Annotated in this window: 24 protein-coding genes; 19 read left to right on the top strand and 5 right to left on the bottom strand. The window is 58.8% G+C overall.

From position 1 onward, the window contains the following. Nucleotides 1-7 precede the first annotated feature (7 nt). Both FQ192_RS06755 and FQ192_RS06750 read left to right on the top strand, forming a co-directional pair. Nucleotides 8-640 (top strand): glutathione S-transferase family protein, encoded by a 633-nt coding sequence (locus tag FQ192_RS06755; protein WP_149657901.1) that lies wholly within the window; start codon nucleotides 8-10, stop codon nucleotides 638-640. After that, nucleotides 637-1,581, top strand: coding sequence for a Nudix family hydrolase (locus FQ192_RS06750; protein ID WP_149657900.1), 945 nt, complete (start codon nucleotides 637-639; stop codon nucleotides 1,579-1,581). The genes FQ192_RS06755 and FQ192_RS06750 overlap by 4 nt, the downstream gene beginning before the upstream one ends. Nucleotides 1,582-1,618: 37 nt before the next feature. Here FQ192_RS06750 and FQ192_RS06745 read toward each other — a convergent pair whose 3' ends face one another. Genes FQ192_RS06745 through FQ192_RS06735 form a run of 3 tightly spaced genes read right to left on the bottom strand, consistent with a single transcriptional unit; the run spans nucleotide 1,619 to nucleotide 5,203 of the window. After that, nucleotides 1,619-2,200: a cob(I)yrinic acid a,c-diamide adenosyltransferase gene (locus FQ192_RS06745; RefSeq protein ID WP_149657899.1), complete on the bottom strand. Its 582-nt coding sequence runs from the start codon at nucleotides 2,198-2,200 to the stop codon at nucleotides 1,619-1,621. A 3-nt stretch (nucleotides 2,201-2,203) separates the two neighbouring features. Continuing rightward, nucleotides 2,204-4,240 carry a HAMP domain-containing sensor histidine kinase gene (locus FQ192_RS06740; protein WP_149657898.1) on the bottom strand — a complete coding sequence of 679 codons (2,037 nt, stop codon included), beginning with the start codon at nucleotides 4,238-4,240 and terminating at the stop codon, nucleotides 2,204-2,206. A 45-nt stretch (nucleotides 4,241-4,285) separates the two neighbouring features. After that, nucleotides 4,286-5,203 carry a putative 2-dehydropantoate 2-reductase gene (locus FQ192_RS06735; RefSeq protein WP_149657897.1) on the bottom strand — a complete coding sequence of 306 codons (918 nt, stop codon included), beginning with the start codon at nucleotides 5,201-5,203 and terminating at the stop codon, nucleotides 4,286-4,288. Between the two features lie 140 nt (nucleotides 5,204-5,343). Between FQ192_RS06735 and FQ192_RS06730 the strand changes: the two genes are divergently transcribed. Both FQ192_RS06730 and FQ192_RS06725 read left to right on the top strand, forming a co-directional pair. After that, entirely contained in the window at nucleotides 5,344-5,829 is a 486-nt protein-coding gene (locus FQ192_RS06730; protein ID WP_149657896.1) for a YajQ family cyclic di-GMP-binding protein, read from the top strand. A 138-nt stretch (nucleotides 5,830-5,967) separates the two neighbouring features. Beyond that, nucleotides 5,968-6,810 (top strand): mechanosensitive ion channel family protein, encoded by an 843-nt coding sequence (locus FQ192_RS06725; protein ID WP_149657895.1) that lies wholly within the window; start codon nucleotides 5,968-5,970, stop codon nucleotides 6,808-6,810. A 240-nt stretch (nucleotides 6,811-7,050) separates the two neighbouring features. On the opposite strand, the gene FQ192_RS06720 is transcribed toward FQ192_RS06725, so the two are convergent. Next, entirely contained in the window at nucleotides 7,051-8,388 is a 1,338-nt protein-coding gene (locus tag FQ192_RS06720; RefSeq protein WP_149657894.1) for an OprD family porin, read from the bottom strand. A 908-nt stretch (nucleotides 8,389-9,296) separates the two neighbouring features. Between FQ192_RS06720 and FQ192_RS06715 the strand changes: the two genes are divergently transcribed. Then, entirely contained in the window at nucleotides 9,297-9,722 is a 426-nt protein-coding gene (locus tag FQ192_RS06715) for an HIT domain-containing protein (protein ID WP_054045765.1), read from the top strand. Between the two features lie 3 nt (nucleotides 9,723-9,725). Continuing rightward, a complete protein-coding gene (locus FQ192_RS06710; RefSeq protein ID WP_149657893.1) occupies nucleotides 9,726-9,932 on the top strand; it encodes a SlyX family protein in 207 nt (68 codons plus the stop codon). 74 nt (nucleotides 9,933-10,006) lie between these two features. Here FQ192_RS06710 and FQ192_RS34840 read toward each other — a convergent pair whose 3' ends face one another. Continuing rightward, nucleotides 10,007-10,609, bottom strand: a complete 603-nt coding sequence (locus FQ192_RS34840) for a cold-shock protein (protein ID WP_133838099.1) — start codon at nucleotides 10,607-10,609, stop codon at nucleotides 10,007-10,009. Nucleotides 10,610-10,919: 310 nt separating this feature from the next. Between FQ192_RS34840 and FQ192_RS06700 the strand changes: the two genes are divergently transcribed. The 13 genes from FQ192_RS06700 (at nucleotide 10,920) to tolB (ending at nucleotide 21,694) form a co-directional block, all read left to right on the top strand. Next, a complete protein-coding gene (locus FQ192_RS06700; RefSeq protein ID WP_149657892.1) occupies nucleotides 10,920-11,390 on the top strand; it encodes a Dps family protein in 471 nt (156 codons plus the stop codon). 266 nt (nucleotides 11,391-11,656) lie between these two features. After that, the gene (locus FQ192_RS06695; protein WP_149657891.1) at nucleotides 11,657-11,971 is read left to right on the top strand and encodes a ribbon-helix-helix domain-containing protein; all 315 of its coding nucleotides are present in this window, start codon (nucleotides 11,657-11,659) and stop codon (nucleotides 11,969-11,971) included. A 152-nt stretch (nucleotides 11,972-12,123) separates the two neighbouring features. After that, complete coding sequence (locus tag FQ192_RS06690) at nucleotides 12,124-12,345, top strand: FmdB family zinc ribbon protein (protein ID WP_010457489.1); 222 nt, start codon at nucleotides 12,124-12,126, stop codon at nucleotides 12,343-12,345. Nucleotides 12,346-12,439: 94 nt separating this feature from the next. Continuing rightward, on the top strand, nucleotides 12,440-14,215 hold the full coding sequence (aspS, locus tag FQ192_RS06685; RefSeq protein ID WP_149657890.1) for an aspartate--tRNA ligase: 1,776 nt from the start codon (nucleotides 12,440-12,442) through the stop codon (nucleotides 14,213-14,215). A gap of 120 nt (nucleotides 14,216-14,335) precedes the next feature. Then, nucleotides 14,336-15,082, top strand: coding sequence for a YebC/PmpR family DNA-binding transcriptional regulator (locus tag FQ192_RS06680; protein ID WP_149657889.1), 747 nt, complete (start codon nucleotides 14,336-14,338; stop codon nucleotides 15,080-15,082). 149 nt (nucleotides 15,083-15,231) lie between these two features. After that, entirely contained in the window at nucleotides 15,232-15,756 is a 525-nt protein-coding gene (gene ruvC, locus FQ192_RS06675; RefSeq protein WP_008147379.1) for a crossover junction endodeoxyribonuclease RuvC, read from the top strand. Nucleotides 15,757-15,870: 114 nt separating this feature from the next. Beyond that, nucleotides 15,871-16,488: a Holliday junction branch migration protein RuvA gene (gene ruvA / locus FQ192_RS06670; protein WP_149657888.1), complete on the top strand. Its 618-nt coding sequence runs from the start codon at nucleotides 15,871-15,873 to the stop codon at nucleotides 16,486-16,488. Beyond that, nucleotides 16,489-17,550 (top strand): Holliday junction branch migration DNA helicase RuvB, encoded by a 1,062-nt coding sequence (ruvB, locus tag FQ192_RS06665; protein ID WP_133838095.1) that lies wholly within the window; start codon nucleotides 16,489-16,491, stop codon nucleotides 17,548-17,550. Between the two features lie 138 nt (nucleotides 17,551-17,688). Next, entirely contained in the window at nucleotides 17,689-18,156 is a 468-nt protein-coding gene (gene ybgC / locus FQ192_RS06660; protein ID WP_149657887.1) for a tol-pal system-associated acyl-CoA thioesterase, read from the top strand. Then, nucleotides 18,146-18,841: a protein TolQ gene (gene tolQ / locus FQ192_RS06655; RefSeq protein ID WP_054044990.1), complete on the top strand. Its 696-nt coding sequence runs from the start codon at nucleotides 18,146-18,148 to the stop codon at nucleotides 18,839-18,841. Before ybgC ends, tolQ begins: the two co-directional genes overlap by 11 nt. Before the next feature lie 23 nt (nucleotides 18,842-18,864). After that, nucleotides 18,865-19,317 (top strand): protein TolR, encoded by a 453-nt coding sequence (gene tolR, locus FQ192_RS06650; RefSeq protein WP_166656030.1) that lies wholly within the window; start codon nucleotides 18,865-18,867, stop codon nucleotides 19,315-19,317. Beyond that, the gene (gene tolA, locus FQ192_RS06645; RefSeq protein WP_149657886.1) at nucleotides 19,317-20,396 is read left to right on the top strand and encodes a cell envelope integrity protein TolA; all 1,080 of its coding nucleotides are present in this window, start codon (nucleotides 19,317-19,319) and stop codon (nucleotides 20,394-20,396) included. The genes tolR and tolA overlap by 1 nt, the downstream gene beginning before the upstream one ends. A gap of 29 nt (nucleotides 20,397-20,425) precedes the next feature. Continuing rightward, nucleotides 20,426-21,694: a Tol-Pal system beta propeller repeat protein TolB gene (tolB, locus tag FQ192_RS06640; protein ID WP_218585736.1), complete on the top strand. Its 1,269-nt coding sequence runs from the start codon at nucleotides 20,426-20,428 to the stop codon at nucleotides 21,692-21,694. Nucleotides 21,695-21,743 lie beyond the last annotated feature (49 nt).

The following is a 21,743-nucleotide window of genomic DNA, read 5'->3' as shown; positions in this document are numbered from 1 at the left end:
CCCGAACATGAGCCTCCACCTGATCATCGGCGACAAGCTGCTTTCCTCCTGGTCCCTGCGCGGTGCCCTGGCCCTCGACCTGACCGGCGCGCCCTACACCGAAGAGCTGATCAAACTCGGCCAGCCCGACACCCGAGAACGCCTGCTCAAGCATTCGCCCACCGGCAAAGTCCCGTTGCTGAAGACCGAGCACGGTGTCATCGCCGACTCGTTGGCGATTGCCGAATACCTGGCCGAGCAGTTTCCCGACGCCCAGCTCTGGCCCAAAGACACCGTCGCTCGCGCCCAGGCGCGTTCGGCCTGCGCGCAGATGCACAGCGGCTTTGTCGCGATGCGCAGCAACATGCCCTTTGACCTGAGCCGCGACGAAGCGCTGCCCTCGACACCACCTGAGGTTCAGGCGGACATAGAGCGCATGCTGGCGCTGTGGGCAGAATGCCGCGCGGTAGCGACCGAAACCGGCCCGTTCCTGTTCGGCGCTGCAACGCTGGCCGATGCGTTCTTCGCGCCGATTGCCGTGCGTCTGCGCACTTACCGGGTGAAGTTGCCGGCGGCCGATGAGGCTTACGTTGAAACAATTTACCAATGGCCGTTTTTCAAGGCCTGGCAGAAGGCTGGTCTGGAGGAGGTAACACAGTGAAACGAGTACACGTCGCCGCCGCGGTTATCCGTGACAACGCAGGCAGGATTCTGATTGCCCGTCGTGCCGATACCCAGCATCAGGGCGGCCTGTGGGAGTTTCCCGGTGGCAAGGTCGAGGCTGACGAGTCGGTCGAGACGGCCCTGGCCCGCGAACTTCATGAAGAGTTGGGGATTGTCGTCGGTGCTGCGCGCCCGCTGATCAAGGTTCGCCACGACTACCCGGACAAGCAAGTGTTGCTGGATGTCTGGGAAGTCTCGGCATTTACCGGCGAACCCCACGGTGCCGAAGGCCAGCCGCTGGAATGGGTCGCGCCCCGGGATCTGCTGAACTATGAATTCCCGGCGGCCAACCAGCCAATTGTCGCGGCCGCACGGCTGCCGGCGGAGTACCTGATTACCCCGGAAGATCTGGAAACCCCGGCCCTGCTGCGTGGTATCCAGAAAGCCATTGCCGGTGGCATCAAGTTGATTGTGTTGCGCGCACCCAACGGTTACGACCCGAAATACCGCGACCTGGCGGTGGACGCGGCGGGGCTGTGTGCCGGCAAGGCGCAGTTGATGATCAAGGGCCCATTCGAATGGCTGGGCGACTTCCCGTCCGCCGGTTGGCACATCACCGCCGCGCAACTGCGCAAGTATGCGGAGAAGGGCCGGCCGCTGCCGGCATCGCGCTGGTTGGCGGCGTCCTGCCATAACGCGGAAGAATTGGCGTTGGCCGAGCAGATGGACGTGGACTTCGTCACCCTGTCGCCAGTGCAGCTGACCCAGACCCACCCGGATGGCCAGCCGTTGGGTTGGGAACAGGCCGCGGCCCTGATCGAAGGCTTCAGCAAACCGGTGTTCTTGTTGGGTGGCGTTGGCCCGTCGGATCGGCAGAAGGCTTGGGAAGCCGGGGCGCAGGGTGTGGCGGGGATTCGGGCGTTTTGGCCTGAGGCGTAACACCTGATCATTCCCACGCTCGGCGTGGGAATGATCATTACGCCTGAGGCTTCGCCGCCGCCTGCCACAAAATCTCGGCAATCCCCTGACGCTTGGCAATCACTCGCGCCACCACAAACAACAAATCCGACAACCGATTGATGTACGCCAGGCCCACCCCGGCCAACGGCTCAACCGCGTTCAAATGCTGACACCGGCGCTCCGCACTGCGGGCCAGGCTGCGGCACACATGGGCCTGGGCAATCAACGCCGAACCGCCCGGCAGAATGAAATTCTCCAGCGGCCCCAACTCTTCATTCCACACATCGATGGCCGCTTCCAGCCGTTCGATTTCCGCTTCATTCAAGGCCTGATACACCGGCATCGCCAGTTCACCGCCGAGGTCGAACAGTCGATGCTGACACGGGGCCAACACGTCGATCACTTCCTTCAAGCCTGGATAAGTCGCGCTTTCTGCCGCCAATCCGGCGAGTAACACACCGACCTGACTGTTCAGCGTATCGACTTCACCAATGGCCTCGATCCGCGGGTGATCCTTGGGCACGCGGCGACCATCGCCCAGGCCGGTTTCGCCTTTGTCGCCGGTGCGGGTGTAAATCTTCGACAAGCGAAAGCCCATGGGTTACCTCGGTAGCTGATTGAGTTCTTGGGAGACGAGCGGGGTGCCCGCCAACGGCAGGCGCAAGGTGAAGCAGGTGCCTTGGCCGAGGGTCGATTGCACTTCCATCTGGCCCTTGTGGTTGTTGGTGATGATGAAATACGACACCGACAGCCCCAGGCCAGTGCCCTGGCCGATTTCCTTGGTGGTGAAGAACGGCTCGAAGGTGCGTTTGCGCACGTTCTCGCTCATGCCGATGCCGTTGTCTTCGACCTGGATTTCCGCCCACGGCGGGTTGAGTTTGGTACGCAGGATGATCCGCCCTGGTTCGCGGTCGTCTTCCCGTTGGTGAATCGCCTGGGCGGCGTTTTTCAGCAAATTGAGCAGCACCTGCTCCAGCTCGTTGGCCGTGCCCGGCACCGGGCCCAGCGCCGGGTCGAACTGACGAATGATCGCCTGGCCCTTGAAGTCGAAGCCGATGGCCAGGTCGAAGTCATTGCCGGCAATTTCCACCGCTTGATCGATCAGCGCCGGCAGGTCGCACGGGGCCATTTGCCGGGTGCTGCGCCGGCTGAAGCTGAGCATGTGCGTGACGATCTTCGCCGCCCGTGCCCCGGCTTGCTGGATGCCATCGAGCAACTGCGGGACTTCCCGCGCTTGCAGGTATTGATTGACCGTTTCCAGCTCGATGCCGACGTGTTCGGCCTGTTCGAGGTTCTTCGGCAGGTCCGGGGACAGCCGTCGGCGGATGTTTTGCACGTTGTGCAGGATCGCCCCCAGCGGGTTGTTGATTTCGTGGGCCATACCGGCAGCGAGGCCGCCCACCGAGAGCATTTTTTCCGACTGCACCATCATTTCTTCCAGGGACAGGCGCTGGGTGATGTCGTCGATACGGATCACCACCCCACGCCCGGCGCCGCCCATCAGCGGGTAGAACGTCAGGGCGTAGTGTTTGGCTTCATCGTCCTTGATCCAGGTCACCCGTTCGATCTTGGCCACAGTGTGCTGCTCGACGGTTTGCTTGAGTTGCGGCAGGAATGGCTTGAGCGGTTCGAAGGCGAGGAAGATCGGCTGGTTCAGCGCTTCATCCAGGCGCGTGCCGGACAGGGCACTGGCCTCCTGATTCCACTGAGTGACGTAGAGCTGCTCATCGAGGGCGATCAACGCCGACGGCATGGAGTCGATGATGCTGTTGAGGTAGTTCTGGAAACCGGTGAGTTTCTTTTCGATCTTGCTCCGCACCTGGACTTCCAGTTCCAGCTTGCGGTTGGTGTGACGGGTTTCTTCCGCCAGCCCCTGGGCCTGATCGTAAGCGGCCTGGGAATCGTCCCGGGCGCGCTTGAGTTGCTGCTCCCGGGCTTCAATGCGCGAAAGCATGGTGTTGAACGCCTCGGCCAGGCTGCCGATTTCATCGTGGTTGCCGCGAGAGGCGCGCAGGGCGTAGTTCTCTTCACGGGTCACTTGTCGGGACAGTTCTTCGAGCTGATGGATCGGTCGGGTGATCAGGCGTTTGATCTGCCGGGCGATCACCAGCCACAGCAGCACACTGAAGATCAGGATCCCCAGACTCGCGGTCAGGGTGCCGGTATAGAACGCCACGGGCAGTTCGCTGCTCGCCACCAGCAGCAGATGGCCCGGTTCGGTGCCGGGGCGGGGCAGGGTGATGATTTGGTTGCTGCGAAATTCCGTGGCTTGCCAGGCTTCGATATGCCGGTAGTGCTCCGGCAGCTTGAGCTTTTCGCCGTGCTGCAACTGCGCCAGACGCACGCCGTCACCGTCATACAGCGCTGCCGCGCGCAACGGTGAGTAGCTGTTGAGTTCATTGAGCAGGCGCTCGGCGCTTTGCGGCGACTTCAACGCCTCGGCCACCAGGCTCGGGTTGGACACCAGTCGGCCGATGGTCTGCAAGGCCTGGGGCGCCATGCTTTCCTGGGATATGTAGTAGGCGGCGCTGATGAACGTCAGGTTGGCGACCAGCAGGACAGTGATCAACAGCACCAGCAGGGCGGCCAGCAGTTTCTGGCCGACGGGAAGGTTTTCGAGGCGCTGGCGCAGTGGCATCAGGTTTATCGCTGCAAAGGAACAAGTGGCCAGCGTAGCCGCTGCTCAGTCGCTGGGCAATCCAAGGCTGTGCAGATGAGCGATCAGCCGTTGCTGCAATTGATGCAGATGGGGCAGGTGCAGCTGGTGTCGCGCCGCGACTTTGCAGACATGGCCCAATAGATAGCTGATTTCGGTGCGGCGTTGATTGGCAACATCCTGGTACATCGAGGAGTAATTGGCGGCGGTGGCGTGGATCACTCGCTCCACTTCCTGCTGAAGATCCTCAGCGGCGGCCGGCTGGCCACATTGCTCCAGCAGCTCGGTGAGTTCGGCGCAGAGCGTGGCCACCTCGCAATGGTGCTGCTGCAAACCGCCGTTGCGACAATCGTGCAGCACGGTCAGGGGATTGATTGCGCAGTTGAGTGCGAGTTTTCGCCACAGGCGGGTGAGGATGTCGGTGCTCCACTCATGGGGAATCCCGGCGGCCGTCAGGTCGTCCAGCCAGATCGGCGCCACCGGATGGCCGGCATCCCCGAGCCAGGTGTAACCGTGGCCGGCGAAGACCACGCGCCAGTCGCCATCGCGAAACGCACCTTCGGTGCTCGACGCGCTGATGCAACGGGCCTGGGGCACCTTGGCCGCGACCGCATCCTGACTGCCGAGGCCATTCTGCAAAAGAATCAGCTCAGCGCCCGGGGCCAGGCGCGACGCCAGTCTGGCCACGGCGTTCTCGGCGTCGTAGGCCTTGCAAGCCACCAGCAGGCGATTGATCGGCTCTTCGTTGTCAAGTGTTTCACCGGGCACCGCATAGGTTTTTGCCTCGCCGTGCTCCACCAGGGTCAGGCCGCCGGCGCACTGGTACGCCTGCAGGCGTTGCTCATCGCGCACAATCAACCGCACCGGAACGCCGGCCCGCGCCAGACGGGTGGCCCACAAGGTGCCGAGACTGCCGGCGCCCAGAACATGCCAGGTGGTGGACATCAGTTTTTTGCTCGGTTTGAGGCAGGCATGTGCGGCTCGCGGTATCGGTTGGAAAAGACCCGTTATAATGAGCCCGATTTTAACCGCAAGCCAAGCGCGCTCCATCATGATCGAGCGCGCCTTTTTATTGGAGAAACTACATGCCGTCGTTCGACGTGGTATCCGAACTGGACAAACACGAAGTCACCAACGCGGTCGAGAACGCCGTCAAGGAACTCGATCGCCGTTATGACCTGAAAGGCAAGGGCAGCTTTGAGTTCAAGGAAAAGGACCTGACCGTCAACCTGACCGCTGAAGCCGACTTCCAGCTCGAAGCGATGATCGAAATCCTCAAGCTGTCCCTGGTCAAGCGCAAAATCGACGTGCAGTGCCTTGAAGTCAAAGACGCTTATGCGTCGGGCAAGCTGATGAAGCAGGAAGCCGTGCTCAAGGAAGGCATCGACAAAGAGCTGGCGAAGAAAATCGTTGCTCACGTCAAGGACGCCAAACTCAAGGTCCAGGCCTCGATTCAGGGCGAGCAGGTGCGAATCACCGGCAAGAAGCGCGACGATTTGCAGGAAGCCATTGCGGCCCTGCGCGCCAAGACGTTCGACATGCCGCTGCAGTTCAACAACTTCCGCGACTGACCTTCAAGGCGGGAACCTCCTGGCGTTTTCGGCGTCCGAGGCCCCAGCAATGGCAGAAACGATCAAATCCCGGTGGGGTTGGTCTTTTCTGCCGCTTACTTTTCGCGTGCCGGATGGCCGGAAATCAGGAGAAAGTAGATGGATTTGAATAGCGAAGTGGACAATCTGGTCAAGGCATCGCAAGCCTGGATTCCGATGATCATGGAATACGGCAGCCGCGTCTTGCTGGCGGTGATTACCCTGGCCATCGGCTGGTGGTTGATCAACAAGGTCACGAACAAGCTCGGCGGTTTGCTGGCCCTGCGTAACGCTGACCTGGCGCTGCAAGGTTTTATCAGCAGCCTGGCCAACATCATTCTCAAGGTACTGCTGATTGTCAGCGTCGCGTCGATGATCGGTGTGGAAACCACTTCGTTTGTCGCGGCCATCGGTGCGGCCGGCCTGGCCATCGGCCTGGCATTGCAGGGCAGCCTGGCGAACTTCGCCGGCGGCGTGCTGATTCTGCTGTTCCGTCCGTTCCGCATTGGTGACTGGATCGAAGCACAGGGCGTGGCCGGTACGGTCGACAGCATCCAGATCTTCCACACCGTGCTGCGCACCGGTGACAACAAAACCATCATCGTCCCTAACGGCAACCTGTCGAATGGCATCATCACCAACACTAACCGTCAGCCGACCCGTAAAGTCGTGTTCGATGTAGGCGTGGACTACGAAGCGGACTTGCAGAAGGCCCGTGAAGTGTTGCTGGAACTGGCCAAGGATGAACGCGTCATGGCCGAGCCGGCGCCTCAGGCGGTGATTTCGACCCTGGGTGACAGTTCGATCACTGTGTCCCTGCGGGTGTGGGTCAAGACCGCCGATTACTGGGATGTGATGTTTATGTTCAATGAGCAATCCCGTGATCGTTTGAAAGCGGCCGGTATCGATATCCCGTTTCCGCAACGGGTTATTCGCGTGGTTCAGGAAGCAACACCACAGTAACGGAGTTTTTTAACTTGGCTGTTCGGTCAAGTTAAAACCGTCAACCCAAGAGTCGATAAGGCTCTTGGGTTTTTTTATGGCTATCGTTTAGAAAAGATAGCTTCCTAATGTTATTGGTTGGAGTTAATTAGCTTGCTTGCGAAGTTACAGCGCAACAGACATAAAAAAACCGCCCACCTGAAACAGGTGAGCGGTTTTTGTTAGAGCAGAGCTCTACAGTACGACCGGTTTACATCCTGATTACAGGATGGTCAGCGGGTACTCAACGATTACACGAGTGTCGTAGTTGTCACCCGCATAACCACTGTACGCGCCGTTCGAGCGGTAGTTGGCGAAACGCACGCGGAAAGACAGGTCTTTTGCTGGACCTTCTTGCAGAACGTACTTGGACTCCAGGTTCCACTCGTTTTCCTTGCCTTCACCCAGACCGTTGGTCTTGATGTTGTCACCCATTACGTAACGGGTCATGAAGCTCAGGCCTGGAACGCCGTAGGTTTTCATGTTCAGGTCGTAGCGAGCCTGCCAGGAGCGCTCTTCGCGGCCCACGAAGTCGGAGATCTGAATGGAGTTGGCTACGAAGATGGTGCTGTTACCGTCAACGCCGTAGTAGTAAGCGTTGTCGCCGCTGGAGCGCTGGTGAGCAACGGTGAACTTGTGAGCACCGATGCTGTAGGCAGCTGCCAGGGACCACAGTTTGTTGTCCACGCCGGCGGTGCCGTCGCCGATTGCGTCAACCAGGTCGCCGCGCTTCTCGCCTTCGGTTTTATAGCCGTTGAAGTCGAAGTTCAGGGACTGATCTTCGTTGATCGGCAGGGTGTAGTTCAGGTTGATGTACTGCTTCTTGAAGTAGTCATCTGCGTCGGAAGCAGCCACTGCACCGGTGAAGTTGTCGGTGAACGCGTAGCTGGCGCCGAAGATGTTGATGTTGGTCAGGCCTTTGCCGCCAAAACCATTTTCATCAGGCAGGCCGCCGATGCTGTCCCGACCCATGCCGGTTTGCTTGCTCAGGGAAGTGAAGCGACCTGCGCTCAGTTCCAGGCCCTTGATCTCTTTGGAAGTGATCAGGGTACCGGTCGCGACTTCTGGCAGCAGACGGCTGTCATCGGTAGCGAATACTGGGCTGGCAACGAATTGCTGACCGTATTTCAGAGTGGTGTCGGACAGGCGGAATTTAACTGCGCCGCCGATCTTGGACTGGGTTTTTTCCGGGTTGCCGTCGCTGTCGTTAGCGAACAGACCGTTACCGCGACGGCCCGAACCGCCGTCCAGCTTGGCCGAGCCCATTGCCATGGCATCGACGCCCACGCCGATGGTGCCTTGAGTGAAGCCGGACTCGTAGGTCAGCAGTTCGCTGATACCGGTGTCCTGGCGATAGCCGCTTTTAAAGGTGCCATCACCGTTGGAGATGTTACCGCCGCCGTTCTTGAAGTCGCGGTTCATGTACTCCATACGGGTTTTGGCTTTCAGACTTTGGTCTTCGAAAAAGCCCTTGGACTCGTCCTGGGAGGACGCGATTGCGAACTGCGAGGTGCCTGCTGAAACAGCCAGTGCGATCATGCTCCACTTCATCACGCGCATCGTGATTTGCTCCTTTGGTTTTTAGAAGAGTACTGCCGTCCCACCTGTTTTATTATCTGGGCGGCTCTTTCTTTTTGTGTCGGCGCAAACTTATATCACGCCGACAATATTGGCGATACTTGCGCATCTAACCTTTCAGCTTCTTTACGACACTGTCGCAAACAGCTTGATAGATGTCGCAAATTTACAACCTCGATGCAAGCGGATTAACAACTTAGGCGCTGTTTTCCAAAGCTTTAGCGTCGATAAAAAGAGTCCCTGGTGAAACGTTTGAATCTCCATTGGGCAACCCTGCCGCTGTTTTTATTGGCCTCAAGGCTCCCACTTCCAGCAGGGCACTTGTAGACGATATGGGTGTGAATGCAACAAGCGTGCTCAAACCTGAATTCTGTTGCCGTTTTTTTCTATCGGCACGCTCGTTCCTGTAAAAACCTCATAAAACCGGGGGTTTCAAGCGCGTTTTGTTTGCGCTTGACCCCATCCTTTCCAGTGTGTTGCACGCTGATGACAATTGCGCGACCACAAAAAACGTTACCGGTTCACCCCGTGAGTGAGTAATTGGCGGATCCCCGACGGACTCAGCGTAGATGCGATGTGCGGTTTTGGTGCAAAAAATTTTATTCGCTGTGCTGTATTCATACAGCGTGGCCAGTGGCAGGGCGCGAACGGAGGAGTGTTTGTCGGTCATTTCGGCGGTTTTCGCTGCGGCATCGGTGCTGTAATGGTGCGCGCCGGACAAAAATGTCTCATCTCGGGGCGCGGGACCGCATGGCTGAGTTGACCCTGCGGGCCGGGTTCGTCGTGAAGCCCGGGGCATTCGCAGGTATGCTGCGGTTCTGTCGCTTGGCGCGCAGCCTCCGGTGGGCGGCGCTAAGCTGAAAATGATGAAACAGGCGGGAGTGCGCACAGTGTTCGCTTTAGATCCACGACTTCAACAAGACACCTTACCCATCGGCGATTTCCCTCTCTGCCGGTTGCTCTTGTCCAACGATTCGAACTACCCCTGGTTCATCCTGGTACCGCGCCGCGAAGATATCAGCGAGTTGTTTCAGTTAGATGTCGCCGATCAGCAGCAGCTCTGGCAGGAAACCACCGCCCTGGCAGAAATGCTCAAGGACTCGTTCGACGCCGACAAGTTGAATGTTGCGGCGCTGGGTAACGTTGTCAGTCAGTTGCATATGCATGTGATTGTGCGCAAACGCGAGGATGCCGCCTGGCCCGCCCCGGTCTGGGGCAAGCACCCGGCCAAGCCCTACAGCGCCGAGCAGGTCGCGGTGATCCGCGAACGGCTGCGCCTGGTCTTGACCGATCACTTCACGTTTCTGGAGGGCTGAGCCATGGGCCTGGAAGAGCGCGTCAACGATCTGGAAAGCCAACTGGCGTTCCAGGACGACACCATTCAGTCATTGAACGATATTCTCGTGACGCAACAGCGGGTGGTCGAACGCCTGCAACTGCAAATGGCCGCGCTGCTGCGGCGCCAGGAAGAAATGGCTGGCCAGTTCGAGTCCTCCGAAGAAGAGGCGCCACCGCCGCATTATTAAGTAGAGCGGCTAAACGCCGGGCAATAAAAAACCGCGAACAGCCAGGCTGTTCGCGGTTTTTTTATCGCTCGGAATCAGCGACGGGGCAGTGCGGCAATCACGTCTTCGGCTTGCAGGCCTTTATCGCGATTCATCACGGAGAACTCCACGCGCTGGCCTTCGACCAGAACGCGGTGGCCTTCGCCACGAATGGCCCGGAAGTGCACGAAAATATCATCGCCGGAATCCCGGGAGATAAAGCCGAAGCCTTTGGACGTGTTGAACCACTTGACGGTGCCGGTATCGCGGTTGCTCATGTCATAGCTTGGCGAGGCGGCGGCCGGTGACGATTTGTAGAAGCTGATGGCCAGGTGCAGGAGCACGGCGACCAGGGTAACAACGAGACTGAACAGAACCGCGGGTTGACCGGCAATCACCGGCATCGGCGCGATCAGCGTCAGGGTTTGCAGCACGACAGCCAGGACCAGCAGGGCGCTGACCAGGTTTTGCAGTTGGTGACGAGGACCTTTGTTCCAGTAAGGGATAACCGGAGCGAGGGTCAGGTTGAGCAGGCCGAAAAAGGCCAGGTACAGCGCATCGGGTTGTTGCAGGTAAGGTACCGCTTCGGATCGCAGGCTAGGGATGAAGGACAGCAGCAAAGCAGCTGCGCCCATTAGCAGGTGGACGATTTTCAACATTTTGATTGACTCACGTTAAGACGGATCACAAGGAAGAGCTGATTGAGCACGGTCCGCTTCAGAACAATAAGAGGCGGTGGACACGTACCCGCTACCAGCCTATGCGCCGCACCCGGAAAAATAGGGGAGTGGCGACACGCTGCCTATTTAACAGCAAAGCCTGCGGCTACTCAAATCAGGCAGGCCAGCGGTGCCCCCGTGGGCGATTTGTCGCAGCTCGGCTGGCCATCCGGGACTGCAGGGTGTGGACAGCCTTGCTACAGTGGTCCTGCACTTGTCGGATGAATTTCATCACCTTTAGGGGATAAGCATGGCAATTGATATCGGTATCAGTGAAGAGGATCGCAAGTCCATCGTCGACGGGCTGTCGCGTCTGTTGTCGGACACTTATGTGCTTTATTTGAAAACCCATAACTTCCACTGGAACGTCACGGGGCCGATGTTTCGCACCCTGCACTTGATGTTCGAGGAGCAATACAACGAATTGGCCCTGGCGGTCGATTTGATCGCCGAGCGCATTCGTGCGTTGGGTTTCCCGGCACCCGGTGCCTATTCGGTGTATGCACGTCTTTCTTCTATTAAAGAAGAAGAGGGTGTGCCGAGTGCCGAAGACATGATCAGGCAATTGGTCGACGGCCAGGAAGCCGTGACCCGCACAGCCCGCGGGATCTTCCCGTTGCTGGACAAGGTCAGCGATGAACCCACCGCGGATCTGCTGACCCAGCGCATGCAGGTTCACGAAAAAACCGCGTGGATGTTGCGCTCATTGCTCGATCAGTAACCGCGAGGTGCGTGGATGGCGCCGGGGAGCGTTGTTCGTGCACGGCTTTTTCTCTCAGCCAAATACCCTTTCAGCCAAAGAAAATACCCCGGGCTTTGTAGGAAACAGTCCAGCCTAGGACCGTGTCCATGATCCTCTCCCAGCTGTTGGCTTATCCTACGTGGATGGTCAAAAAGTCATCTGGATATAACTTTGCGCCTGCGTTTTGATAAGGGCACAGGAGGTTGCTCTTATCGAAACCAGGATGGCAAAGGAGTGTCAGCGGTATGGTTTATGGAGGAAGTCGAAGCGAGTGGAGGCCCGGTGCGCAACCGGCTATAAAGGTTGATCCGTTCGTCAGGGAATTCGATATGGGGCTGGCCAGGCCGTTATCCCGATCGGTGCGCTTGAACGGTTTTGCGACTTGCCTGCGGCTGGAGCAGGTCTATTGGGAAATTCTGGGCGAGATGGCCACGCTCAATGGTTGCTCCGTCAGTGCACTGTTGTCCCACGTGGATCGCGAGGTGCATTTGCGTCATGGCGGGGTGAAGAATTTCACCGGGCTGGTGCGCGTTGTCTGCGTTGTACACAGCTTGAAGTAACGCACGTTCCTCCCGTGGCTCACGCCGCAGCGGGTGGTATGTCGGCCTGTGCAGTCTTACGGCTGCACAGGCTGCATTTAATGGATATAATCCCGCTCTTTGCCGCAAAACCCAGTGTAAGCGGTAGCAATCTGATCGCCGAGACAACCCCCATGCCGATGTACGACTATCAATGTGCTTCCTGTGGTCATCAGTTGGAAGCCATTCAAAAGATCAGCGCAGCACCGCTGGTCGACTGCCCTGCGTGCCAGGCGCCAGAGCTCAAGAAGATGCTGTCCATGCCGGGTTTCCGCCTCAGTGGCACCGGCTGGTATGAAACCGACTTCAAGACCGGTTCCAAGAAGAATCTGGCCGGCGGCGACAAAGCTGACTAGGGTCTTGGACCTGAGTTGAACGACACGCGCGAGCTCTTGCACCATCTGCAAGGCCTCCAACCGAATTTCGATTACGAGAAGTGAAACCACTACCATGATGCGCAGCCATTATTGCGGCCAACTGAACGAAGCCCTGGAAGGCCAGGAAATTACCCTTTGCGGATGGGTTCACCGTCGCCGTGACCACGGTGGGGTGATTTTCCTCGATATCCGTGATCGTGACGGTCTGGCCCAGGTGGTATTCGATCCGGACCGCGCCGAGAGCTTCGCTGCCGCCGATCGCGTGCGCAGTGAATACGTCGTGAAGATCACCGGCAAGGTGCGTCTGCGTCCGGCCGGTGCCACCAACGCCAACATGGCGTCGGGCATGATCGAAGTGCTGGGCTACGAGCTGGAAGTGCTGAACGAATCGGAAACCCCGCCGTTCCCGCTCAACGAGTTCTCCGACGTTGGCGAAGAAACCCGCCTGCGTTATCGCTTCCTCGACCTGCGTCGCCCGGAAATGCTCGAGAAGCTGCGCCTGCGTTCGCGCATGACCACCAGCATCCGTCGCTTCCTGGACGAGAACGGCTTCCTCGACGTCGAGACGCCGATCCTGACTCGTGCCACCCCGGAAGGCGCGCGTGACTACCTGGTGCCAAGCCGCACCCACGCCGGTTCCTTCTTCGCCTTGCCGCAATCGCCACAGCTGTTCAAGCAACTGCTGATGGTTGCCGGCTTCGACCGCTACTACCAGATCGCCAAGTGCTTCCGTGACGAAGACCTGCGGGCTGACCGCCAGCCGGAATTCACCCAGATCGACATCGAGACCAGTTTCCTCGATGAAAAAGAGATCATGGCCATCACCGAACAAATGATCCGCAACCTGTTCAAGGAAGTGCTGGATCTGGAATTCGGCGACTTCCCGCACATGACCTTCGAAGAAGCCATGCGCCGTTACGGTTCCGACAAGCCGGACCTGCGTAACCCGCTGGAACTGGTTGACGTTGAAGATCAACTCAAAGACGTCGACTTCAAGGTGTTCAGCGGCCCGGCCAACGACCCGAAATGCCGCATTGCCGCCCTGCGCGTTCCAGGCGCTGCGAGCATGCCGCGCAAGCAGATCGACGACTACACCAAGTTCGTCGGCATCTACGGTGCCAAGGGCCTGGCGTACATCAAGGTCAACGAGCGCGCCAAAGGTGTTGAAGGCCTGCAGTCGCCAATCGTCAAGAACATCCCTGAAGCCAACCTCAATGTGATCCTCGATCGCGTTGGCGCGGTTGACGGCGACATCGTGTTCTTCGGCGCCGACAAAGCCAAGATCGTCAGCGAAGCCCTGGGCGCGCTGCGGATCAAGGTCGGTAACGACCTGAACCTGCTGACCTGCAAGTGGGCGCCAATGTGGGTCGTCGACTTCCCGATGTTCGAAGAGAACGACGACGGCAGCTTCACCGCCTTGCACCACCCGTTCACCGCGCCGAAGTGCACCCCGGAAGAACTGGAAGCCAACCCGGCGACCGCGCTGTCCCGTGCCTACGACATGGTCCTGAACGGCACCGAACTGGGTGGCGGTTCGATCCGTATCCACCGCAAGGAAATGCAGCAGACCGTTTTCCGCCTGCTGGGTATCAATGAAGCGGAACAGGAAGAGAAATTCGGCTTCCTGCTCGACGCCCTGAAATACGGCGCGCCGCCGCACGGTGGTCTGGCCTTCGGCCTGGACCGTCTGGTGATGCTGATGACTGGCGCCCAGTCGATCCGTGAAGTGATCGCTTTCCCGAAAACCCAGAGCGCGGCTGACGTCATGACGCAGGCTCCGGGTGCTGTAGATGCCAAGGCATTGCGCGAATTGCACATTCGTTTGCGCGAAACGCCAAAGGCTGAGTAAGGCTGACCCTGAAGGCGCATCCTTATGGGATGCGCCTTTTTCATAGGTCGAGATTTTTTCTTGCTGGCTGGCGCGAACGTGCGCAGCGGGCAATGTTTCAAAGAGAATTCGGAGCGAGATATGGCGGGTCATTCCAAGTGGGCGAACATCAAGCACCGCAAAGAACGTCAGGATGCCAAGAAGGGCAAGATTTTCACCAAGTGGATTCGTGAGCTGACCGTTGCGGCCCGTCAGGGTGGTGGCGATCCAGGTTCCAACCCGCGTCTGCGCCTGGCGCTGGACAAGGCCCTTGGCGCGAACATGAGTCGCGACATCATTGATCGCGCGGTGGCTCGCGGTGCTGGCGCTGCCGACACCGACGACATGGTCGAACTGACCTACGAAGGCTACGGCCCGGGCGGCGTGGCGGTAATGGTCGAGTGCATGACCGACAACCGTAACCGCACCGCAGCCGCTGTGCGCCACGCGTTCAGCAAATGCGGCGGCAACCTCGGTACTGACGGTTCGGTGGCGTATTTGTTCGAGCGCAAGGGCCAGATTTCCTTCGCGCCGGGCGTTGACGAAGACGCGCTGATGGAAGCGGCCATGGAAGCCGACGCCGATGACGTGGTTGCCCACGAAGACGGTTCGATTGACGTGTTCACTTCGTTTGCCGGGTTCTACTCCGTGCGTAACGCGTTGGAAGCGGCTGGTTTCAAAGGGGATGACGCGGAAATCGTTATGCTGCCGACCACCAGTGCCGAACTGGACCTGGAGGGTGCCGAGAAGGTCCTCAAGCTGATCGACATGCTCGAAGACCTGGATGACGTACAGAACGTCTACTCCAACGCGGACATTCCGGAGTCGGTTGCCGCACAGCTGGGTTGATGCATCTATCAAGATCGCGGCCTTCACCCGCTCTACACTGTAGGCGCTGCCGAAGGCTGCGATCTTTTGATTGTCAAGAGCCAAAAGATCGCAGCCTTCGGCAGCTCCTACGGTTCCCCTCAGCGATCGCACCACATTGCGCAGGCGTTATGACTTTAATTCTTGGTATCGACCCCGGTTCGCGCATCACCGGTTATGGCGTGGTACGTGATACCGGACGCGGCTGCGTGTACGTGGCGTCGGGGTGCATCCGCACCGGCTCCGGCGAGTTGCACGAACGCCTGCAGATCGTCTATCGCGGCGTGCGCGAAGTCATCCAGACCTACGGCCCTGTCACCATGGGCATCGAAAAAGTCTTCATGGCCCGCAACGCCGACTCGGCGCTGAAGCTGGGCCAGGCTCGCGGCGCGGCCATTGTCGCCGGCGCCGAAGAAAGCCTGGAAATCGCCGAGTACACCGCGACCCAGGTCAAACAAGCGGTCACTGGCACCGGCGCGGCGAATAAAGAGCAGGTGCAAATGATGGTCATGCACATGCTGAAACTGACCAGCAAGCCGCAAATCGATGCCTCGGACGCCCTGGCCATCGCCATTTGTCATGCGCACACCCGTTCCAGCCTGCTGCCTCATGGCCTGGGAACTGCACGCAGTCGTGGCGGGCGCCTGCGTCTCTGATAGCATCAGCAATCATTTTTACGGGATGAGGGTTTTGCGCCTGTGTCGTCGGCGCAAAACCCTTGTCCTGTCAGTCGCCAGCACCTGCCTGGCCAACGCTCAAGGATTCGAAACGTGATTGGACGCTTGCGCGGCACCCTGGCTGAAAAGCAGCCGCCGCACCTGATTCTGGATGTAAACGGCCTGGGGTATGAGCTGGAAGTGCCCATGACCACGCTGTATCGCTTGCCGTCGGTCGGTGAACCGCTGACCTTGCACACCCATTTAGTCGTACGCGAAGACGCGCAGTTACTCTATGGTTTCGCCAGTAAGCGTGAGCGAGACTTTTTTCGCGAGTTGATCCGTCTCAATGGTGTCGGGCCGAAATTGGCCCTGGCCCTGATGTCGAGCCTGGAAGTCGATGAGCTGGTGCGTTGCGTGCAGTCCCAGGACACCTCGGCGCTGACCAAGGTGCCGGGCGTGGGCAAGAAGACTGCCGAACGCCTGCTGGTGGAACTCAAGGACCGCTTCAAGGCCTGGGAAACCGTGCCGGCGATGTTCGCCCTGGTGCCGAACCAGCCGGGTGGGCCGGATGCGCCAGCTTCGACGGTCACCGCCGAGAGTGATGCGATCAGCGCGCTGGTCTCCCTGGGCTACAAGCCGCAGGAAGCCAGCAAGGCGATTACCTCGATCAAGGAGAAAGGCTTGAGCAGTGAAGACCTGATTCGCCGTGCCCTGAAGGGAATGATTTAAGTGATTGAAGCTGATCGTCTGATTGCCGCCACACCTGGCCCTCGCGACCGCGAGGAAGTCCAGGACCGCGCGATTCGTCCCCTCAGCCTGGCCGAGTACATTGGCCAGCCGACCGTTCGCGAGCAAATGGAGTTGTTTATCCAGGCTGCCCGTGGCCGTAACGAATCCCTGGATCACACGCTGATCTTCGGTCCGCCGGGCCTGGGTAAAACCACACTGGCCAACATCATCGCCCAGGAAATGGGCGTGTCGATCAAAAGCACCTCGGGCCCGGTCCTTGAGCGTCCGGGTGATTTGGCGGCATTGCTGACCAACCTTGAGCCGCACGATGTGCTGTTCATCGACGAAATCCATCGGCTGTCGCCGATCGTCGAAGAAGTGCTGTACCCGGCCATGGAAGATTTCCAGCTCGACATCATGATCGGCGAAGGCCCGGCTGCGCGGTCGATCAAGCTGGATCTGCCGCCGTTCACCCTGGTCGGTGCCACCACCCGGGCCGGCATGTTGACCAACCCGTTGCGCGACCGTTTCGGGATTGTGCAGCGCCTGGAGTTCTACAGCACCGCCGACTTGGCGACGATTGTCATGCGCTCGGCGAACATCCTCGGCTTGCCGCTGGACCCGGAGGGCGCCTTCGAAATCGCTCGCCGCGCCCGTGGCACGCCACGGATCGCCAACCGCCTGTTGCGCCGGGTGCGGGATTTCGCCGAAGTCCGCGCCAAGGGCCACATCACCAAACCGATCGCCGACCTGGCCCTGAACCTGCTGGATGTCGACGAGCGTGGCTTCGATCACCAGGACCGACGCTTGCTGTTGACCATGATCGAGAAGTTCGACGGTGGCCCGGTGGGGGTGGACAGCCTGGCCGCCGCTATCAGCGAAGAGCGCCACACCATTGAAGACGTGCTGGAGCCGTACCTGATTCAGCAGGGCTATATCATGCGTACCCCGCGGGGGCGGGTAGTCACCCGGCACGCGTACCTGCACTTCGGTTTAAACATTCCGTCACGATTGGGCGAGATGCCCGTGGTAGACGAGTTCCTTGATGCAGTAGACGATTAATCACCTTTGCGGGCTGATCGATTGACGGTTTGTGTGGTCCTAGGGGCTCACATGACGAATCTTTCACTGGAAAGCCGCAGAAACAATCAAAAACAGTTGCCTCGCCGGATTGGCAACCTGAGGAGTAAGCACTAGAGTATGCGCGCGCAAAACGGGCTTGAGCCGTTCGCACATCGTTGTCGCGTTTATTACGAGGACACCGACGCGGGCGGCATCGTGTATTACGTTAATTACCTCAAGTTTATGGAACGGGCTCGAACCGAGCGGCTCCGGGAACTGGGCTTTGCCCAATCCCAGCTGGCAGGGGAGGACCTGTTGTTCGTCGTGCATTCCAGCGAAGCGCGTTACCACGCGCCGGCGCGACTGGACGACGAGCTGCTGGTAAGCGCTGAAGTAATCGAATTGAACCGTGTCAGCCTGCGCTTTAAACAGCAGGTCAGGCGGGCTACGGATAATGTGCTGCTCTGCGAAGGGCAGTTTTTGGTGGCCTGTGTGCGCACTAACAGTTTGAAACCCCGGGCCATTCCCGAAGCTCTACGTGCGGCCTTTGCCGACGTGAGCGGCGCGGGTACACACTCAAAGCAGGAGATAAAGCGTGGAAGCTAACGTCGTCGACCATTCCTCCATGTGGAGCCTGGTCAGCAATGCCAGCGTCGTGGTGCAGTTGGTAATGCTGATTCTGGTAGCCGCATCGGTGACCTCATGGATCATGATCTTTCAGCGCAGCAATTTGCTGCGCGCCGGTCGACGTGCCCTGGAGAGCTTTGAAGAGCGCTTCTGGTCGGGTATCGACCTGTCCAAACTCTACCGTCAGGCCGGCAGCAACCCTGACCCGGATTCGGGCGTCGAGCAGATCTTCCGTGCCGGTTTCAAGGAATTCTCCCGTCTGCGCCAGCAGCCAGGGGTTGACCCGGAAGCGGTCATGGAAGGCGTGGCCCGTGCCATGCGCGTCGCCATTTCCCGCGAAGAAGAAAAGCTCGAGCAGAGCTTGCCGTTCCTCGCCACTGTCGGTTCCGTCAGCCCGTACATCGGTCTGTTTGGTACGGTCTGGGGCATCATGAACTCCTTCCGCGGCCTGGCAACTGCCCAGCAAGCGACCCTGGCCACCGTGGCCCCGGGTATTGCCGAAGCACTGGTGGCTACCGCCATCGGCCTGTTCGCAGCCATCCCGGCCGTTATCGCTTACAACCGTTTTGCTGCCCGCAGCGAAACCCTGCTGAGCCGTTACTACACCTTCGCCGACGAATTCCAGGCGATCCTGCACCGCAAAGTGCACACCAGCGAAGAATAAGCAGGTAATTTCCAATGGCTTTAATCGCTCGAGCTCGCAAAAAGCGCAAGCCGGTCGCCGAGATGAACGTGGTGCCTTACATCGACGTGATGCTGGTACTGCTGGTCATCTTCATGGTGACCGCGCCGATGCTCAATCAGGGCGTGAAAGTTGATCTGCCCAAGGTTTCCAGCGAAGCCTTGCCGCAGGACAACAACACCCAGGTCCTGACCATTTCGATCAAGGCTGACAAGACCTACTACTGGAACCTTGGCAGCGAAGTCGACACCGAAAAGCAGCAGGACAAGGCGATGACCTTGCCGCAGATGACCGATGCCGTGACCAAGATCATTCGCGTAGGCACTGAAGGCGGTAAGCGTACCCAGGTGTTCATCCGTGGTGACAAGACCGTCGACTACGGATCCGTCATGGGTGCCATGGGCGGGTTGCAGAAAGCCGGGGTCGGTAATGTTGGCTTGATTACCGAGGCGCCCTGATGCAGCAACAACGAGAGCCAACAGCCTCGGAAAGCTACTTCTGGCCTAGTGTCTGGGCGATTGGCTTGCACGTGCTGGTTTTCGGCATGCTGTTCGTCAGTTTTGCCCTGACGCCTGAGTTGCCGCCGGCCAAGCCGATTGTCCAGGCGACCTTGTACCAGCTGAAATCGAAAAGTCGGGCTGTCACCCAGACCAATCAGAAGATTGCGGGTGAAGCGCAGAAATCTGCTGCGCGCCAGACTGAAGTCGAACAGATGGAACAGAAGAAGGTCGAGCAGGAAGCGGTGAAGGCTGCGGAACAAAAGAAAGAAGAAGCGGCTCAAAAAGCCGAGGAAGCCAAGAAGGCCGACGAGTCCAAGAAGTCTGAGGAAGCCAAAAAGGCTGATGAAGCCAAGAAAGCCGACGAAGCCAAGAAGACCGCCGAAGCCAAAAAGGCCGAAGAGAAACAATTGGCTGATATAGCCAAGAAGAAATCTGAAGAAGAAGCCAAGAAGGCTGCGGAAGAAGAGGCCAAGAAAGCGGCCGCTGAAGAAGCGAAGAAAAAGATCGTCGAAGACGCGAAAAAGAAAGCCGCGGACGACGCCAAGAAGAAAGCTGACGCTGAAGAGGCGAAGAAGAAAGTCGCCGACGAAGCCAAGAAGAAAGCTGCTGCCGATGCTGCGAAGAAGAAATCGCAGGATGCGGCACGTAAATCGGTCGAAGACAAAAAGGCTCAGGCCTTGGCAGATTTGCTTTCCGACAAGCCGGAGCGTCAGCAGGCGTTGGCCGATGAGCAGGGTGACGAAGTCGCCGGCAACTTCGATGACCTGATTCGTTCACGCGCTTCTGAAGGTTGGGCGCAGCCGCCGTCGGCCCGCAAGGGTATGAAGGTGATCCTGCAGATCAACATGTTGCCTGACGGAACGATCTCCGGCGTCTCGGTAGCTCATTCCAGTGGTGATGTGCCGTTCGACAGTTCAGCGGTAGCGGCAGTAAAAAATATTGGTCGTTTGACCGAAATGCAGGGTCTGAAGGCAAGTGATTTCGCACCCTATCGTTCATTCAAGATGACATTCACACCTGAGGATCTAGCCTTGTGAGAAACCTTCTTCGAGGACTGCTTGTAGTCATGTTCTGCTTTGCAGGATTGGCGAGCGCAGATGAAAAAAACATTCTGGTCAGCAGTGGTAGCTCCCAGGCAACTCCAATTGCCGTAGTGCCATTTGGTTTCCAGGGCGGCACCGTGCTGCCGGATGACATGGCCGAAATCATCGGCAATGACTTGCGCAACTCGGGCTACTACTCGCCGATTCCAAAGCAGAACATGATCAGCCAGCCGACCCAGCCGAGCGAAATCATTTTCCGTGACTGGAAAGCGGTAAACGCCCAGTTCATCATGGTCGGCAATATTGTTCCGGCGGGCGGTCGCTTGCAGGTCCAATACTCGCTGTTCAACGTTGCGACCGAGCAAAAAGTATCGGAAGGCAGTGTCTCCGGTACGGTTGATCAGCTGCGCGACATGGCGCACTACATCGCTGACCAGTCGTTCGAAAAGCTCACCGGTATTAAAGGTGCGTTCTCGACTCGCCTGCTGTACGTGACCGCCGAGCGCTTCTCCGAGAAGAACACGCGCTACACGCTGCAACGTTCGGACTACGACGGTGCTCGCGCCGTGACCCTGCTGCAATCGCGCGAGCCAATCCTGTCGCCGCGTTTCGCGCCGGATGGCAAGCGCATCGCCTATGTATCGTTCGAGCAGAAGCGTCCGCGCATCTTCATGCAGAACATCGACACCGGCCGCCGTGAGCAGATCACCAACTTCGAAGGCCTGAATGGCGCGCCAGCCTGGTCGCCGGATGGCAATCGCCTGGCATTCGTGTTGTCGAAAGACGGTAACCCGGACATCTACGTGATGAACCTGGGTTCGCGTCAGATCACTCGTGTTACCAACGGTCCCGGCATCAACACCGAACCGTTCTGGGGCAAGGATGGTTCGACCATCTACTTCACCTCCGACCGTGGCGGCAAGCCGCAAATCTACAAGACCAGCGTTGGTGGCGGCGGTGCGGAACGCGTGACTTTCATCGGTAACTACAACGCAAACCCGAAACTTTCGGCCGATGAAAAGACCCTGGTGATGATTCACCGCCAGGACGGCTTCACTAATTTCAAGGTGGCGGCCCAGGATTTGCAGCGCGGAAGCGTAAAAATCCTCACTGATAGCACTCTGGACGAGTCGCCTACTGTTGCGCCCAACGGCACCATGGTAATCTACGCCACCCGCCAGCAGGGCCGGGGAGTCTTGATGCTCGTGTCCATTAATGGACGCGTAAGGCTCCCGCTTCCTACCGCACAAGGCGAAGTCAGAGAACCTTCCTGGTCCCCTTACCTGAACTGACGCGGCGCTACACGTTTTACTTAACACACTGGGGTTCATTAGGAGTTTC

The organism is Pseudomonas sp. ANT_J12 (genome assembly GCF_008370045.1).
Classification (GTDB): domain Bacteria; phylum Pseudomonadota; class Gammaproteobacteria; order Pseudomonadales; family Pseudomonadaceae; genus Aquipseudomonas.
Note: the sequence above shows the minus strand (reverse complement) of the source record. Positions and strands in the feature narration are given on the sequence as shown.